6 protein-coding genes and 3 pseudogenes are annotated in these 17,551 nt (G+C 55.3%); 8 read left to right on the forward strand and 1 reads right to left on the reverse strand.

Going from position 1 to position 17,551, the window contains the following annotated elements:
- Positions 1-46 precede the first annotated feature (46 nt).
- From O9H32_RS20355 to O9H32_RS20375, 8 genes and pseudogenes are all read left to right on the forward strand, one after another.
- Positions 47-2,554: a non-ribosomal peptide synthetase gene (locus O9H32_RS20355; RefSeq protein ID WP_269867970.1), complete on the forward strand. Its 2,508-nt coding sequence runs from the start codon at positions 47-49 to the stop codon at positions 2,552-2,554.
- Positions 2,551-7,146 (forward strand): annotated as a pseudogene (locus O9H32_RS33005) (amino acid adenylation domain-containing protein); the annotation flags it as partial. The gene O9H32_RS20355 and the pseudogene O9H32_RS33005, both read left to right, overlap by 4 nt.
- 141 nt (positions 7,147-7,287) lie before the next feature.
- Positions 7,288-8,637: pseudogene (locus tag O9H32_RS33010) on the forward strand (amino acid adenylation domain-containing protein); the annotation flags it as partial.
- Positions 8,638-8,745: 108 nt separating this feature from the next.
- Positions 8,746-11,781, forward strand: a pseudogene (locus tag O9H32_RS33015) (amino acid adenylation domain-containing protein); the annotation flags it as partial.
- Positions 11,782-11,841: 60 nt separating this feature from the next.
- Positions 11,842-12,678: a phosphopantetheine-binding protein gene (locus O9H32_RS33020; RefSeq protein ID WP_455072794.1), complete on the forward strand. Its 837-nt coding sequence runs from the start codon at positions 11,842-11,844 to the stop codon at positions 12,676-12,678.
- Positions 12,679-12,728: 50 nt separating this feature from the next.
- On the forward strand, positions 12,729-13,994 hold the full coding sequence (locus O9H32_RS20365) for an MFS transporter (protein WP_269867972.1): 1,266 nt from the start codon (positions 12,729-12,731) through the stop codon (positions 13,992-13,994).
- A 127-nt stretch (positions 13,995-14,121) separates the two neighbouring features.
- Entirely contained in the window at positions 14,122-14,385 is a 264-nt protein-coding gene (locus O9H32_RS20370; protein ID WP_269867973.1) for a hypothetical protein, read from the forward strand.
- Positions 14,386-14,852: 467 nt separating this feature from the next.
- Positions 14,853-16,112: an IS110 family RNA-guided transposase gene (locus tag O9H32_RS20375; RefSeq protein WP_269868025.1), complete on the forward strand. Its 1,260-nt coding sequence runs from the start codon at positions 14,853-14,855 to the stop codon at positions 16,110-16,112.
- Between the two features lie 505 nt (positions 16,113-16,617).
- On the opposite strand, the gene O9H32_RS20380 is transcribed toward O9H32_RS20375, so the two are convergent.
- Positions 16,618-17,544, reverse strand: a complete 927-nt coding sequence (locus O9H32_RS20380; protein ID WP_269867974.1) for a ketopantoate reductase family protein — start codon at positions 17,542-17,544, stop codon at positions 16,618-16,620.
- Between the last annotated feature and the right edge of the window lie 7 nt (positions 17,545-17,551).

Below are 17,551 nucleotides of genomic sequence, written 5' to 3' on the forward strand. Positions count from 1 at the left end.
TGTAACCGTGCGTGGATACTTGTCAGGTTCTTATGGGGAGGGAAACATGGTAACGACAACGAAAGGCCAACGCCTATCCGTACCATTGTCAAGTGAGCTTGCTGAAGAGCTGATTTCGTTTGGTCAGCGGGAACAAGCAGAGGTTCATGTGATTCTGCTGGCCGCGTGGGTCAGCCTGCACCACCGGTATACGGGACAGGAGAAAGTCACTGCCGGAGTGAAGATGGAAGGAAGCCAGGAGACGGTCATTCCATTGACCGTTGATTTTTCGGTAATGAGTTCCTTTGGGGATCAAGTCAGAGCGGTTCACAAGCTGCTGCAGGAGTACCGGGAATCGGCGCCGATTGGGCCATACAGTGAAGCTCAGGAGGCGGAGCCCGCGGTTCTCCACACCGGATTTGTCATGCGGGAGGAGACGGCGTCTGCGCCCGCGGACTCTGATCTTCCTGCACTGGGCCAGCCGTGGCCGAAGGGACTCCTTACGCTCGAAATGCTGCGATCACCGGCATCGTGGACCGCTTCGCTGCTCTATGAAGACCAGGAGGACGAGGCGGCGATGGTACGCAGGCTGGAGCACTTCCGGCAGCTGCTGTTTGGCTGTATCCGTCAAGGGCAGCTTCCCATTGATCGAATTCCGCTGCTTACGGAGCATGAATCCGAGATGATGCTGGTGGATTGGAATCGTGCAAGCACGAAGCCCCCGGAGAATCCATCCATCCCGCATTGGTTTGAAGCCCAAGTGAAGCGGACACCGGATGCGGCAGCGGTCATTTGCGGGGAGGAACGGCTGACGTATGCGGAGCTGGATCAGCGTGCGAAGGAGACGGCCCAATATCTGCTGCAAAAAGGGATAACATCCGAAGCCCTCGTGGGTGTCCACTTGGAGAGGACTATCGATATGGTGGTCGCCATCCTGGGCATTTTGAAGGCTGGAGGAGCTTATGTTCCGCTGGATCCCGCGTATGCGACGGAGCGGCTCTCCTATATTCTGGAGGATGCCGGAGCTCCCGTCCTACTTACACAGGAGTCGCTCGCCGCCTCCTTTGGCGGCCGCGCGGTGGAGCTGGTATACATGGACCGGGACCGGGAGGCCATGATGGAGGCAGGCCGCCAGCCTCTTCGCACGCCACCTCCCATTCGCGGCGATCACTTGGCGTATGTGGTGTATACCTCCGGCTCGACCGGGAAACCCAAGGGGGTGGCTGTGGAACACAGCAGCGTCATCGCCTTGGTACAGTGGGCTCAGGAGGTCTACACAGCGGAGGAGATGGCCGGTGTCCTCGGCTCCACCTCCATCAATTTTGATCTGTCCGTTTTTGAAATGTTTGTTACGTGGAGCATGGGCGGGAGCCTGATTCTGGCCGAGAATGCCCTGCAGCTCCCTCTTCTTCCGGCAGCCGGTGAGGTGACCCTGATCAATACCGTGCCGTCCGCGATCAGAGAGCTGGTGCGAATGCAGGGAATTCCCGCTTCCGTGCGTACAGTGAATTTGTGCGGCGAGCCCTTGAAGCGTGCTCTGGTCGAGCAGATCTACGAAGTCGATACCGTGGAGAAGGTCATCAACCTCTATGGCCCTTCGGAAGATACGGTGTACTCCACCTACATTCATGTAAGCCGGGGGCCGGAGCTCCCCGTATGGATCGGCCGGCCCATACACAATACCCAGGCTTATGTGCTGGATAAGCATCTGCAGCCTGTGCCGGTCGGGGTGTCCGGCGAGCTGTATTTGGGTGGAGAGGGGTTAGCGCGCGGGTATCTGTACCGGGAGGAGCTGACCCGAGAGAAGTTTATTCCGAATCCGTTCAGCCCCCGGCCTGGTGAACGGATGTACCGCACGGGAGACCTGGTGCGTTATACAGCGGACGGCAATCTGGAATACCTGGGCCGAATCGATCACCAGATCAAACTGCGGGGGTTCCGCATTGAGCTGGGGGATATTGAATCCGTCCTGATTAGGCACCCCGATATTCAGGATGCCGTCGTGGTGGCAAGAGAATGTAACCCCGCTGATCTGCGGTTAGCGGCCTATTTTACGACGAAGCTGGAGAACCGGCGGGACCCGGCAGAGCAATCCGCGTGGATCCGAGAGATCAGAGGATATTTGCAGCAGAGGCTGCCCGGCTACATGATTCCGTCCTATTTTGTACCCCTGGAACACATTCCCTTGACGGCCAACGGGAAAACGGATCGTCAGGCCCTCCCTCAGCCGCAGGTATTGCAAGGCACACGGACGCCTCCCCGCAATGAAATCGAAGAGAAGCTGGCTGCCATCTGGCGGGACGTTCTGCAGCTGGAAGCCGTAGGCGTGGAAGATCATTTCCTGGATCTTGGGGGACAATCGATTCTGGCCACTCAAATCCTGGTGAGGATGCGTGCCCAGTTCCGAATTGACTTGACGGTAAGACAGGTGTTCGAAGCAGCCACGATCACCGAGCAGGCGCAGGTCATAGCGGAGGCCAGGAAGCAGGGAGAGCGCCAAACCACTGCGCCCGCTATCGTCCCGAGAGCCCGGGCTGCACGGAAACTTCAAGGAGAAGGAGCGGTCCAATCATGAGTGAAACAAGCCAGCAGACAGAACAGCAGGCTCCGGCAGATGCAAAGACCTATTATGTATTTCCGGCATCGTATGCCCAGCACAGCCAGTGGTTTTTCCATGAGATGGCTCCGGAGAGTCCGCTGTACCATCTGTCCTATCTGATTCGCATGCAGGGCTCCCTGAATCAACAGGCGCTGGAGAAGGGACTGCAGGCCGTCGTTGCCCGGCACGAATCCCTTCGGACTTCCTTTCGGATGGAGCAGAATCAGCTGGTTCAACGGATTGCTCAAGAAGGGGAGATTTCCCTGGAAGTCTCCCGCATGGATTCTTCCTCCGGGAGCGGCCTGGAAAGCCGGATTCAAGCCTGGGCAGTGGAAGAGTCCTGCCGCTTGTTTGACCTGCAGCAGGGCCCCCTGCTCCGCGTGCATCTCCTACAGATCACGGAGGAGGAGCATGCTCTGGTCATCACCATGCACCATAGCATTACAGATGGCTGGTCCATGGCTGTCTTCATCAGGGAATGGCTGGACTTGTACCGTCAATTCGTAGAGGATCGGCCCGGCAGCCTGCCTGAACCCCGGCTGCAGTATGCGGACTTCGCCGAGTGGCAGAGGGAGCGGATGGAGTCGGGTGCATTGGCAGATCAGATCGTTTACTGGAAGGAGCAGCTGCAGGGCAGCCCGGCCCTCCTCCAGCTGCCAACGGACAAGCCCCGCCCTGCCGTGCAGTCCTACCGGGGGGCTGTCTATTCCTTCTCTATCGGCCGGGAGCTGACGGAGGCTGCAGGGCAGTTCAGCAGAGCGGAAGGCGTCACCTTGTTCATGACCTTATTCGCTGCGTTCCAAACGCTGCTGTACCGCTATTCGGGTCAGGATGATCTCGTGACGGGGACCACCATCGCGAACCGCAATCAGGATGGGACGGAGGATCTGATTGGCTTCATGGCGAATACGCTGGCGCTGCGGAGCCGGATTAGGGAAGGGTGGTCCTTCAGAGAGCTGGTGGATCACATTCGCCATGTGACGCTGGATGCCTATGATCACCAGGATGTGCCGCTGGAGACCGTGGTGGAAGCACTGCAGCTCGAGCGGAGCGCGGCTTATTCCCCTCTGTTCCAGGTGATGTTTGTCATGCAGAATGCTCCTGCCGCGGCATGGGAGCTGCCGGGTATTACCTGTACGCCGGCTGTACTTCATAACCGGACCGCCAAGTTTGATCTTACCCTGACCTTGGCCGAAGAGGCCGGTGGACTGGCATGCTCCCTGGAATACAACAGCGATCTGTACCAGGAAGCAACGATAGAGCGCATGGCCCGGCATTTCGAGCGGCTGCTCTCCTATGCGGCCGAAGCTCCGGATCAGGAGCTGACCCGCCTGCCGATGGTCACCCCGGAGGAGAGAGAGCAGGAGCTTGCCGGGCTGAAGCGCAATACGCACAGCTTTCCTACGGGGCAGGGAATTCACCAATTATTTGAACAGCAGGCGGCCCGTGCCCCCTATGCCGCAGCGGTTGTATTCGAGGAGCAGCAGTATACATACCGGGAACTGAATGAGAGGGCCAATCAGGTGGCTCGTGAGCTGGTTCGGCGGGGAATTCGCGCAGGCTCGCTTGTAGGGATCTGCATGGAGCGTTCCCTGGATATGATGGCTGCCATCCTAGGCATTCTCAAAGCTGGAGGGGCCTACGTTCCGCTCGATCCGAAGCTTCCCCCGGACCGGCTGCAGCTGATCCTGGAGGATTCGCAGGTCGGCATCGTGTTGACACAGAGTGAAGCAAGCGGCGGGTTGCCGCCGCAGACCGCGACGCGGATCCAACTGGATACGGACTGGGAGTCGATCCGTCAGCACAGCAGCCGTAACCTGGAGCTGCCGGTGTCTGCGCATCAGAGCGCTTATGTCATCTATACGTCAGGGACCACGGGCAGGCCCAAGGGGGTGCTTGTGGAGCATGGCAACGTGACGCGCTTGTTTGCCGCAGCGGATGGTTGGTATGGCTTTACGGATCAGGATGTATGGACGCTGTATCATTCGTACTCTTTTGATTTTTCGGTATGGGAGATGTGGGGAGCTCTGCTGTACGGCGGGAAATTGGTGGTTGTTCCCTACTGGACCAGCCGTTCGCCAGAGGATTTCTATCAGCTGCTGCTCCGGGAGCAGGTGACGGTGCTGAACCAGACGCCATCGGCGTTCCGGCAGCTGATCGAAGCTGCTGCAGGGGACTCGTCCGGGTCGAAGTCCGCCCTGCGTTATGTCATCTTCGGCGGTGAAGCGCTGGAGCTGCAGTCCCTGCGCCCCTGGCTGGAGCGGTTTGGAGATCAGACACCGCAGCTGGTGAATATGTACGGGATTACGGAAACCACGGTTCATGTAACCTATCGTCCGATTACTATGGCGGACCTGCAGGCGGGCAAGGGAAATGTAATCGGTATCCCGCTTCCCGATCTGCAGGTTTACGTATTGGACCGGCATCTGGAGCCTGTCCCTGTAGGGGTAGTCGGCGAGATGTATGTGGGCGGGGCCGGTGTTACTCGCGGGTATCTGAGGCGGCCGGAACTGACAGCCGAGCGGTTCATCACGGGTAGAGCCGGAGAACGGCTGTACAAGACAGGAGACATGGCCCGTTATTTGCCGGATGGCGAGCTGGAATATCATGGACGTATCGATCAGCAGGTGAAAATCCGCGGCTTCCGCATCGAATTGGGAGAGATTGAATCGCTCCTGCTGCAGTATCCGGGAGTTCGCGGGGCTGCTGCAGCCGTGAAGGATGATCCGCAAGCCGGCAAACGGATTGCAGCTTATGTGGCGGCAGGTCAGGGCGGGCTGTCCGCAGGGGTGGACGGTCTGCGTGTCTATCTGCGGGAACGTCTGCCCGATTATATGGAGCCTGCTGCTCTGATGGAAGTAAGCTCCATTCCGCTCAACCATAACGGGAAAGTAGATTACGCCGCTTTACCGGTACCAGAGTTTACGCATGCTGCAGGAAGGTATGCCGCCCCCCGGACCGACCTGGAAAAGAAACTGGCTTCCATCTGGGAGCAGGTGCTGCGCATACAGCCGATTGGAGCCGATGACAATTTCTTTGAAGCGGGCGGAGATTCCATATTGAGCATCCGCATTCTGGGTGAGGTGCGCAAGCTCGGTTATCCGCTGAAGGTGCAGGATTTGTTCCGGTTCCAGACCATACGCGAATTGGCTCAGATGATCGAGAGCGCGCCGCAAGCTGCCGAAGAACAGCTGCTCATAACCGTCCCCTTCCAGCTGATCGCGGACGAGGACCGCAGCCGTCTGCCTGCTGGAGTCATGGATGCCTATCCATTGACCAGGCTCCAGGAGGGGATGCTGTTTCACAGCAGCTTCCATCAAGACTCCGTGGTATACCTCAACGTGTCTTCGTACCACCTGCAGGCGCCGTTTCGCGCACAGGCGTGGGAGAAGGCTGTTGCAAGTCTAATGGCGGACCACCCCGTGCTGCGTACATCATTTGATTTGACCGGCTATACGCAGCCGCTGCAGCTGGTGCATGAGCAGGTGGAGGTGCCGCTGGAAGTAGTCGATCTGCGCCATCTGTCGATACAAGAGCAGGAGCAGCGGCTCGCGGAGTGGCAGCAGAGGAAGGAAACCCTGCATTTCGACTGGACCCAGGCTCCGCTGTTTAAGATCGTGATTCATCTGCGCACGGAGGAGACCTTCCAGTTTACCTGCATCGAGCATCATGCGATCCTGGACGGATGGAGCGTGGCCTCCTTATTTGCCGAGGCATTCCGTCTGTATATGACTTTCCTGAAGGGGGAGGAGAAGCATTGGCCGGCCCCGCAGGCGGAGTTCCGGGATTATGTGGCGATGGAAGCGCAGGCCCTGCGGTCGGAGGAGCAGCAGCGGTTCTGGAAGGAGCGCCTGCCTTCCTCCCCATTCCATGAGATTCCCGGCTGGCAGCCTTCCAAATCCCGGCAGGAGCATCGCATACGCGAGAGGATAGAGCAGCTGCCCGCTGCTGTATCCCAGGCGCTCAAACAGCTGGCGAGCCAGCTGAAGGTGCCTTTGAAAAGCATTCTGCTCGCTGCCCACCTCCGTGTGCTGCAGATGGCGAGCGGTCAGCCTGAGGTCATGACAGGCGTGCCGTTCAATGGACGAACGGAAGGATATGACGGCGAGCGAACGCTGGGTCTGTTCCTCAATGCGCTGCCGTTCGGGGTTACTTTATCCGGTGGAACCTGGACGGAGCTCATCCATACACTATTCGAACAGGAACAATCGTATCTGCCGTATCGCCATTACCCTCTGGCACAGATGCAGCAGGACCTCGGCGGCAGTCCATTATATGAAGTGATTTTTAACTTCACTCATTTTCATGTTCTGGATTCCCTGCAGGAGTGGGATGAACTTCACGTGTTGGCGTTCTCCGAGAGAACCTACAACAGCTTCGCGCTGTCCGCCGAGTTTATAGTGGATCCATCAGGTCACCTGCAGCTGCTGCTGCAGTGGGACGAGGCCCGCTTCTGTGAGGAGCAGATGGAGCGGATATGGGGGTATTACGAGAATGCATTGGAAGCCATAATAGGGGATCCCGAGGCACGCTACGAGGAGCTGGACTTACTGTCCCCTGCGGAGAAGGCCCAGATCCTGACGGTATTCAACGAACCCGGGTCTACGGACGAGAGGGAGCTGCTGCGCACCAGGACCATCCATCAGTGGTTCGAGGAACAGGCGGCGATTACCCCGGACCAAGCCGCAGTCGTATACGAAGGAAAGCAGCTGACCTACCGGGAGCTTAATGAAGCGGCCAACCGGTTCGCCCATCTGCTGCGGGCCAAGGGAGTCGTACGGGAGTCCATCGTCGGCATCATGGTGGAACGCTCCATCGAGATGGCTGTCGGTACGCTGGCCATACTGAAGGCGGGAGGGACTTACCTGCCTATCGATCCGGAGTACCCTGCCGAGCGGGTTGAATATTTACTCGAGGACAGCAGGACCTCCTGGCTGTTAACCAAACCGGAGTGGATCCGGCGCTGCAGCTATGCAGGCGAGGTGATTGATTTGTGCCATCTTCCTGAAGAGGCTGTGCCTGGGCACAATTTAACCCCTATCAACGAGCCCGGGGATTTGGCGTATATCATCTATACATCAGGCTCCACCGGAAAGCCCAAAGGCGTGATGATCGAGCACCGCAGTGTGCTTCGTCTGGTTATCAGGCAGAACTTCATTGACTTTTCGCCGGGCCGCCGCCTGCTCATGACAGGGAACTTCGCCTTTGATATCTCCACCCTGGAGATCTGGGGCCCGTTATTAAACGGGCTGACCCTGCATCTGCTCGATAAGGAGAAGCTGCTGGATCCGAGGAAGCTGGAGCGGGAGCTGGTGGATCATCGCATTGATATCGTTCATCTCGTCTCCCCCTTGTTCAGTCAAATGTCGCAGGCGAATCCGGAGATGTTCTCCACGGTACAGACGTTGTTGGTGGGCGGCGATGTGGTTTCCACAAGTCATGTGAACCTGGTGAGAAAGCACTGCCCGCAGCTGAAGGTGATTCATTCGTATGGACCCACGGAGAATACGACGTTCTCGACAACCTATCATGTGAACCGGGATTATGACTCTTCCCTGCCTATTGGCAGGCCGCTGCGGCACTCCACTGCTTATGTCGTGGATTCGAAGAGCAGCATGCTGCGCCCGGTTGGCGTACCCGGCGAGCTGTGGGTGGGAGGAGACGGTGTGGCCCGGGGCTACTTCAATCAGCCCCAGATGACGCAGGAGAAGTTTGTCCCGAGTCCATTTCAGGCCGGAGAAAGAATATATACAACCGGAGATCAGGTCCGCTGGCTCCCGGACGGCGTTCTCGAGTTCCTCGGGCGGATCGACCAGCAGGTGAAAATCCGCGGTTACCGGGTGGAGCTCAGCGAGATTGAGTACCAGCTGCTGCAGCTTGAGAAAGTAAAAGAAGCCGTAGTCATCGCCAGAGGCGAGCAGCAGGATAAATACCTGTGCGCTTACGTGATTGGCTCGGAGCCGTTATCCGTGAAGGAGCTGCGCGAGCATGCTGCCGAATCCCTGCCTGACTATATGATCCCGAGCTATTTTATCCAGCTGGAGCAGATCCCGCTGACCGCGCATGGCAAAGTCGACCGAAGACAATTACCGGCTCCGCAGGCGGGAGATTATGGGGAGCAGGAGCTGATCGCGCCGCGCGGGCAATGGGAGACCAGGCTTGCCGGGGTATGGCAGCATGTGCTGGGGCTGGAGCGCTTCAGTGTAAGGGATTCGTTCTTCGCCTTGGGCGGCCATTCCTTGAAGGCGACCATTCTGGTCAGTAAACTGCGCCAAGAGCTGCAGGTGGATCTGGAGATCAAGGACATCTTCACCCATCCGACGGTGGAAAAGCTGGCTCAGCTGCTGATGCAGGCCGAGAAGCGGCAGATGAGCTCCATTCCGGCGGTCCAGCAGCGGGAGTTCTACCCGGCATCCGCTGCCCAGAGACGCATGTTCATGCTGGATCGGATCGTGGACAACAAACGGCTGTATAACATTCCTATCGCCGTTCGGATCGTGGGGGAAGTAGACCCGCTGCGATTCCAGATCAGCTGGCAGGCCCTGGTAGAGCGGCATGAATCCCTGCGTACCCGCTTTGAGCTCATCGAGGGGGAAGTGGTTCAGAGGGTTCGTCCGCCGGCAGCGCTGCAGGTCGATTTTATTCCAGTCTCGGAGGAAACCGAAGAGGCATGGATCCAGAAGCTGGTAAGCGAGACATTTGACCTCAGCCATGCCCCTTTATTCCGGGCAGCCGTACTTGAGCGTACGGACAGGGAGAGGGACTTCCTCCTCGTCATGAACATGCATCATATCATTTCGGATGAAGCTTCTATCGGTGTTATCCTTCGGGAGCTCATGGATTTGTATGAAGGCCGGACGCTGCCGGAGCCCGGGATACAGTACAGAGACTATGCAGCCTGGCACAATCAGCTGCTGCAGTCCGGGAGCATGCAGGAGCAGGAAGCCTACTGGCTTAGCCAATTGGCCGGAGAGCTGCCGGTACTCCAGCTGCCAACCGATTTTCAGCGTCCTGCCGTGAAATCCTACGATGGAGACGCCGTGTCCTTTGCTGCGGATGCTGCAGTAGTGGCGGGGGTAAGACAACTGGCGGCATCCACCGGCACGACGAACTACATGATCGTGCTGGCGGTCTTCAAGATCCTGCTGGCCAAATACAGCCGTCAGGATGACATCATCATCGGCACGCCCATTGCCGGCAGAACCCATGCCGATGTCGAGAACATGGTCGGTTTGCTGATCAATACGCTGGCGCTTCGGACGAACCCCAGCGGGGACAAGACCTTTCTGCAGTATGTGGATGAGGTGAAATCCACCGCACTGGAGGCGTACAGCCATCAGGAGTTCCCGTTCGAAGCGTTGGTGGATGGATTGAAGGTAAGGCGGGATCCCGGCAGAAATCCGTTGTTTGATGTCATGTTTTCCATGGAATATCCTGAGATTCCCCAGGGCCGCACGGATGAAATCCGCTTTGAGCCTTTCGAAACGCCGTATCCGTTTGCCAAGTTTGATCTTACTTTGTACGCGCAGGAGATGGATGGGCAGCTGCGGTTTACTTTCCAGTACGCAGCAGGGTTGTTCACACAGGACACGATGGAGCGGATGTCGGCGCACTATATGCGAATTCTGCAGTCCCTGATCGCTCAGCCGGAGCAGAGCCTGGCGCGGATCGACATGATCACCGAAGAGGAGAGGCAGCGGATTCTCTTCGACTTCAATGCTACGGGGGCAGCGGCTCCGGCGGACCGGACCGTTCATCAGTTATTCGAAGAGCAGGCGCGCAGGACGCCAGACCGCACGGCTGTGGTTCATCGCGAGGCTGGCCTGACCTATCTTCAGGTGAACGAACGGGCCAATCAGCTGGCTTGGCTGCTTCGTCAGCAGGGGGTCACGGCACATACGATCGTCGGATTGATGGTGGAGCGATCCCTCGAAGTGGTTGTCGGCATTCTGGGGATATTAAAAGCAGGCGGAGCGTACGTCCCGGTAGATCCGGAGCTACCGGCGGAGCGGGTTCGTTATCTCTTGGACAACAGCGGGGCGCAGGTGCTCCTTACCCAGGCCAGTCTGATGGGACAACTCCCATACAGCGGCAGGGTCGTAGATATTCATGACGGGGCGCTGGGTGCACAGCCAACAGCCAATCCGGAGAGCGGGTCCCAGCCGGACGATGTGATGTATGTCATCTATACTTCGGGCAGTACCGGGAATCCCAAGGGCGTGATGCTGGAGCACCGGAGCATGGTCAACTATGTCACCTGGTTTAGCGGGATGGCGCAGCTGGAGGCGGATGACCGCACGATCCTCCTGTCCTCCTATGCCTTTGACTTGGGGTACACGAGCTTGTATTCCTCCCTGCTGAGCGGAGGCGAGATTCATATCGCCGATGTGGACCTGGTACGGAATCCGGAGACGCTGTTAGCCTATATGGGCGACCATGGGATTCGCTATATCAAAGGAACCCCATCGCTGTTCCGCATGATGCTGCATGCGTCTCCGGAGCTTTGGCGCAGGGCGGGGGATGCCCTGCGGTTGGTGGTACTGGGCGGTGAACCCATGCATGCGGAGGAGGTGAGCGGCTTCCTGCAAACCCATCCGCATGTTCAGGTTATCAACCATTACGGGCCTACGGAAACGTGCGTGGGTGCCATCGCCGGGTTTGTCGGTCCACAGCAGCTGGCCGGCCGCGGCAGCGTCCCCATTGGCACACCCATTCACAATACGAAAGCATACATCCTGGATTCGGCGCTTCAAGCTGTGCCGGCAGGTGTGCCTGGTGAATTGTTTATCTCCGGCGCAGGGCTTGCGCGAGGCTATCTCCATCGTCCTGACCTGACCGGGGAGAGATTCATATCCAATCCGTTTGCGGCTGGGGAGCGGATGTATCGTACCGGCGATATCGCGCGGCTGCTGCCGGAGGGAGCCATTGAATTTCTCGGCCGAGCGGACCATCAGGTTAAAATTCGCGGCTACCGGGTAGAGCTGGAAGAGATCGAGAGCCATCTGCTGCTGCATCCGGCGGTTCGTCAGGCGGCCGTTATCAGCAAGGACAGCCAATCACTGGCGGCCTACATTGTCGCAGAGGAAGAGGTCAGCCTCACTGCACTGCGGGATTATTTGGCACGGCGGGTGCCTGACTATATGATTCCGGCCCAGTTTGCCGTATTGGATGAGATCCCGCTGACACCCAATGGCAAAGCGGACCGGCGCTCCCTGCCTGAGATCGAGGGATTCGCGGGCTTGGGGATGGAGCCAACCGCCCCTATGGATCAAGTAGAGCAGAATCTAGTTGAGATCTGGGAGCAGATCCTGGGTACCAAGGGCGTGGGAACGCATTATAACTTCTTTGATATCGGCGGGAACTCGATGTCCCTGATCCGTATGCACGTTCTCATCGAACCCATGTACGCCTGCGTGACGGTGACCCATTTGTTCGCTTATCCGTCGATTTCGAGATTGGCGGAGTTTATTCGCCAGACCACGCAGCAGGAGCAGGTTCCTGTAGTGCAGGCCATTCCCTATGCGGCGGAATATTTCGCGGCGGACAGAGGGCAATCCGGCGGCACATTAAGCTTCAACCTGGAAGGGGAGCTATTGGCTTCCATACAGGAAGCAACCCAGAGCCTGCAGCTGAAGGCTCCGGAGATCATGCTCGCGCTGTTTCTGTATCTGCAGGCGGAGCTGACGGAACAGGAGCAGATTACGATGCCAGTGATTGCCGGGCGGACCAGTAAGATTCAGCTGGTCACCTTGGATATGGGCAGGATTGAGCAGATTTCCGACCTGTTCCGCATGGTACGGGTCCAGTTGAAAGATGCGGCTGCTGCCCACGCGGGGCTCATGGATCTCGATTTCATGAGATTTGCGAGGAGGGAGCAGGCACTGGTTCCGGGCTTCATGTGCACAGGCGCTTCGACCCTGGAGATGCGGTTCGCAGAGAAGTGTGACCTGCTGATCGTACTCCACGAGCATCCGGCACAGATATATGTGGAGTGTATGTACAATGCCCGGCTCAACAAAGCGAAAATTACGGAAATGATGCAGCAGTACGTACAGGTCATCGAATCCTTGGTGGAGCAGCTTGAACCTAGTAAGGGATGAGCGGGCCGCAATACTTCATGCAGCTCTTGATAAGATCGGATGGTGAATAGATGGATTTCTCGTTGTTCAGACAGCGCAGCTTTGCGTTATTGATTGTGTCGGAGGCAACCTCCTTATTCGGCACCTACTTCTTGAATGCGGCACTCGCCCTGTATGTATTGAAGCTGACAGGGTCACCCGAGAAGTTTGCGTCCATCCTGGCGCTGGGGATGGTTCCGTATCTCATCGTAGGCCCCTTTGCCGGGGTGCTCGCAGACCGGTTTAACAAGAAGAAATGGATGATCCTGCTGGATATACTGCGGGGCATCCTGTGTATTGGATTATTCGTCTTCAGCTTGACGGGGACGATCACGCTGCCTTTGATTTATTTCACGGTCCTGTTTATATCCACCTGCGAAATCTGCTACGGCCCAGTGTTTATTTCTCTGCTGCCGAGTGTGGTCCGGGAGGAGGAGCTGGTTAATGCCAATTCATTTGAAAAGACAATCAATGAAACCATGAAGATTCTGGCCCCTTTTCTCGGAACCCTGGTCTACAGTCTCGCAGGAATAGGGCCGGTGCTGGTCGTGAACGGAATGACTTTTTTGATCTCGGCCCTGGCCATCTTATTCATGGTGATTCCCCAGGCGGGGAGTGCAGCGGCCCGGCAGATCCGTATTTTCAGAGATATGTGGGATGGCTTCAAGGTGTTTTTTATGGATAAGCGAATCACTTCGATCGTGGCCAATGCATTTCTGACGCACTTCTTTATGTATCCCTTTATCCTGCTGGGCTTTCCTTATATCATTGTTACGGTGCTTGGCGGGAAGGCAACCGATTATGGGATGGTGGAGAGTATTTCTACCATTGGATCGATCCTGGCGATCTTCGCGGTGCCTCCCATGAAGAAATTCGGAGTGGCGAACAATATTGGAATCGGGATTCTGGGTATGTGTGTACCTGTCATTCCGCTGCTGTTCCTGGGGAATCCGGATTTCATTCAGCTGTTGAAGGGGAATTCCTATTACCCGGTGTTGTTTTTTGGTCTGATCTCCTTTCTGCTGTTCCTCGCATTCAGTTTTTACCTGGTCTTTTTTGCTTCCTTTTACCAAACGGTGGTTCCGAGGGAGCTGTTCGGCCGGTATGGAGCGGGCATGATGGTGCTGAACGGGCTGGGTAGATTGATAGGATTTCTGATTTTTGGTTACTTGTTCAGCCTGAATTCCCTGGCATACGCTGTGATATTCTTCGGGATTGGCATGACGCTGAAAATCGTGGTCCATATCCCGTTCATGTCGATCACCAAGAAGCTGGAGCAGCAGAAGCAGGCGGTTTAAAGGGGACCAAGTGCATAAGTCATGTAATAGTTAAATAATTTGTGGGGGATTGACTCCATTTGGATGCTAATGCTATTCTGATCATGAAATAGAATAAATTACAAATTATAGGGCAGAGGTGAAACGTATGAGAATATTCAAAAAATCCATACTTGGTTTAGGCGCGCTGGCCATGGCGCTAAGCATCCCCGTATCTGCTTTTGCACAAGAATCGAAAACTGTGGATATTGGGATTTGGAGAGATGTTTGCGGTTACAGCACTTATTATTCTGATGCTCAGGGTTATAGTGGAACTGTATATTTGTACAACGGCAATGGGTGGAGTCCTTACGGCGGATACAGTGGGCAAACTTATTACTGCCAATTTAAGGGAACTGTGTACAAGCAATAATAAAATTGATAGACATCACATCATCGCTATGACTGAACTGAACTGCGCCCGTGACACACAAACGGGTGCAGTTTTTTTCTATTGCAGTTGTACACAACGGGTGCAGGGCTAAACACAAACCTGACACTGCGCCCCGGTGACACACAAACGGGTGTCCTTACGGCGGATACAGTGGGCAAACTTATTACTGCCAATTTAAGGGAACTGTGTACAAGCAATAATAAAATTAATAGACATCACATCATCGCTATGACTGAACTGAACAAACACAAACCTGTTCCTGTTTGCGGTTATATGACTGAACTGAAAACATTTGCACAAAACCCGTATTTTATACATATGTACGTATAAGTGTGCCCTGCTGTATCCTTTTTAAGGGGACCACGCGTCTTTATTGACCTTAAGCGTCGGAATAACGGGCTTCTGCCCTTCCGTCTTCGCTACGGATTGGTGTACGTAAACGTGAAATTTGCCGTTCTCAAAATCGACGCCAATGGCATTCGCATAGTTCCTCTACCCACCTTGTAGTTGGCGTAGATATCGCGCAAGAGACCCATGTAGCCCGTGCAGTCAGCTACAGGGGCACTGCACTTGGAGCTCCAATCGACTTTGGTAATCACGACGAAGGTTTTCGTCTCTTCAGCCGCTGGATTCAAGATCTGCTTACGTCCTACAAGCTGAACAAGGTCATTATCGGCATGGAACCAACAGTTCATTACTGGTTGAGTCTGGCCCGGTGGCTTCAAGCTAAAGGTATTGAAGCCGTTCTCGTCAATCCCCATCTTGTCAAAAAGAACAAGGAAAACCGCGACAATACACCATCCAAAAGCGACCGCAAGGATGCTCTTGTCATCGCCGACATGGTCAAAAACGGCTACTATTCGCCTGTACGGTTTAACTCAGAGGCATACGAAGAACTGCGGATCCTCATGGCCAACCGGGATACGGTCACGAAAAGACTGAACAGTACCGTGAACCAGCTGCATCGCTGGGTGGATATCGTATTTCCTGAGCTTCGGCAGGTCTTCAAAGTCCTTACCTGCATCAGTGCCATCGCCACTTTGAGGCTGTTTGCTCTACCGAAGGAGATTAGTAAGCTAACTCCTGAACAAGTAATTTCCGGTTGGAAGCAGTATGTGAAGCGTCATGCAGGTTTACGACGGGCTGAGCAGCTAATTGCCTTGGCAAAGCGCAGCGTTGGTGCTGTGCAAGCCCTGCATGCTTACAAGCTCCACCTGAGTCAGCTGCTTGAAGAATACGACTTGGCCACTCGCCAGCTTGAGTTAATTGAAAATGAGCTCAGACTCGTACTTGGACGAATTCCCTATGCCAATAAGCTGCTTGCGATTCGGGGAGTGAATGCAACCAGTTTAGCCGGCGTACTCGGTGAATCCGGCGATCTAAGTGGATTTGCTCATGGTAATGTCCTTCTCCGTCATGCAGGTCTGAACCTGGCGGAAGCCAGTTCAGGAAAATGGAAAGGAAAAATGGTACTCAGTAAACGCGGCCGCCCTCGGCTTCGGCGCTTCCTTTATCTCATGACAATGTGTATGGTGATGACCAATCCGGATGTGAAGGCCTTGCATCAACACAATGTCCGAGAAAAGAAGCTGAAGAAAATGAAATCCATTATGAAATTGTGCGGCAAGGTAGCAAGAATGCTTGTTGGCCTGGCTAAAAGCAGCGAAGCCTACAGCTCCGCCAAAGTATTTCCACAGGCGGCTTAAATCGCACTTCTCACCGGTTGATGTATTCGCAGGATAAAGAAGCACGGAGTATCGGGATGCGTTGCGCAAAAGGGCTCGGACCCATTCAGTTAGAAAAACCGACCTCCACCCCTTAGCTAGATGTGACGAAGGAATGAGAGGGCTTTGATGACCCGTTGAGATGTGGGAGTGAAAATCGCTAAGGGCAGCATGGAGACGTGCAGGATATGGAATGATTTGGGTGACACCTACTTCACCTTTGTTCCTGCATGCCCTTTTAAGACCTTTCCAGGCTACCGGCTCCACACGTACCATTCTGTTGAACAACTAGCTATGGTGTAATCCTGCGAATTCATGAGCTTGAGTGAGAATTTTGAATCATTTCGAGGGAGTTCAATTGTGTTTTTAGGGCTTGCTTCGAATCGGTATACTTAGTTCTTTTCTTTGAGCATCACGAATTTTTTCTAATTAACTTCTTGTATCTATTCGATTCCTCCTCCAATAGCGAGGCAGCAAATCGTAGCAACTACGATTGGATAATCCGCCGCTCCGCCTCCAAAGCATCCCAGTTCGGCGTAGGCACATTCGAACTGGTCCTCAACTCGGCGAATGTGTAATTCAACGCATTAAGCTCCACATCCGTCCCATCAATCAGCCGACTAATCGGGAGTGAGAAGAAAAGTTTTAGGGCCCAGCGAACTAAGCGTGGATACCTGATAATCCAAGATGCTTGACCCACAGGGGTCAGCGGATAACCCAATGAATCCAGTACGTGAAAGCCCTCCCCCATCGCCGCCACCAACTGACGCAATCTCTTATCGTCACGAACAACCTGTTTCATTTGGAAGCCATGGAACAGAATGAACATGGTCATGGGCACGACTAACACCATGTGATTTTTTAGCCAGGCATCGATCTGATTATGATAGTTGAGCTTGTACTTGGTTCGCTTGAATGCCTGCTCCAGCAGGGAGCGGAACGGAATAGGGCTGTTCAATCCCCCGATGACCATCTGCCCGTGGCCGCCACGGATGCAAATGACTTGCCCATCGACACGAGTTCCTGCGGTAGTCTGGAATCCAAAAGCGACCTGCTTGGGTGACCGTCCAGCCTTCAAATAGTCCTGCATAGAATAAGTATCCATATTGTTGCCAACTAGTATAATATTGCGGCTTTCGTTGTTTGCGAGGATCGGCAGTACAGCCCCAAAGTCCGAGTATTTCATCATGACGAAGATCAAGTCATACAAGTCACCCGGCTCAAGTGTACGAATCACACGAACCGGATCGAAGGTTGTCTTGCGCTGAACGTAATGCCGGATGACTACTCCCTTCTCTTCCAATTCCTCCGCTCGCTTTCCTCTTGCCAACACGGTCACATCATGACCGCCTTGTACTAGGACGTGCGCTAAATAGCTTCCCTGCACACCTGCTCCGAACACAAGTATGTTCAATGCAGTC

This window comes from Paenibacillus caseinilyticus (genome assembly GCF_027533645.1).
In the GTDB taxonomy this organism is placed as follows: Bacteria; Bacillota; Bacilli; order Paenibacillales; family NBRC-103111; genus Paenibacillus_G; species Paenibacillus_G caseinilyticus.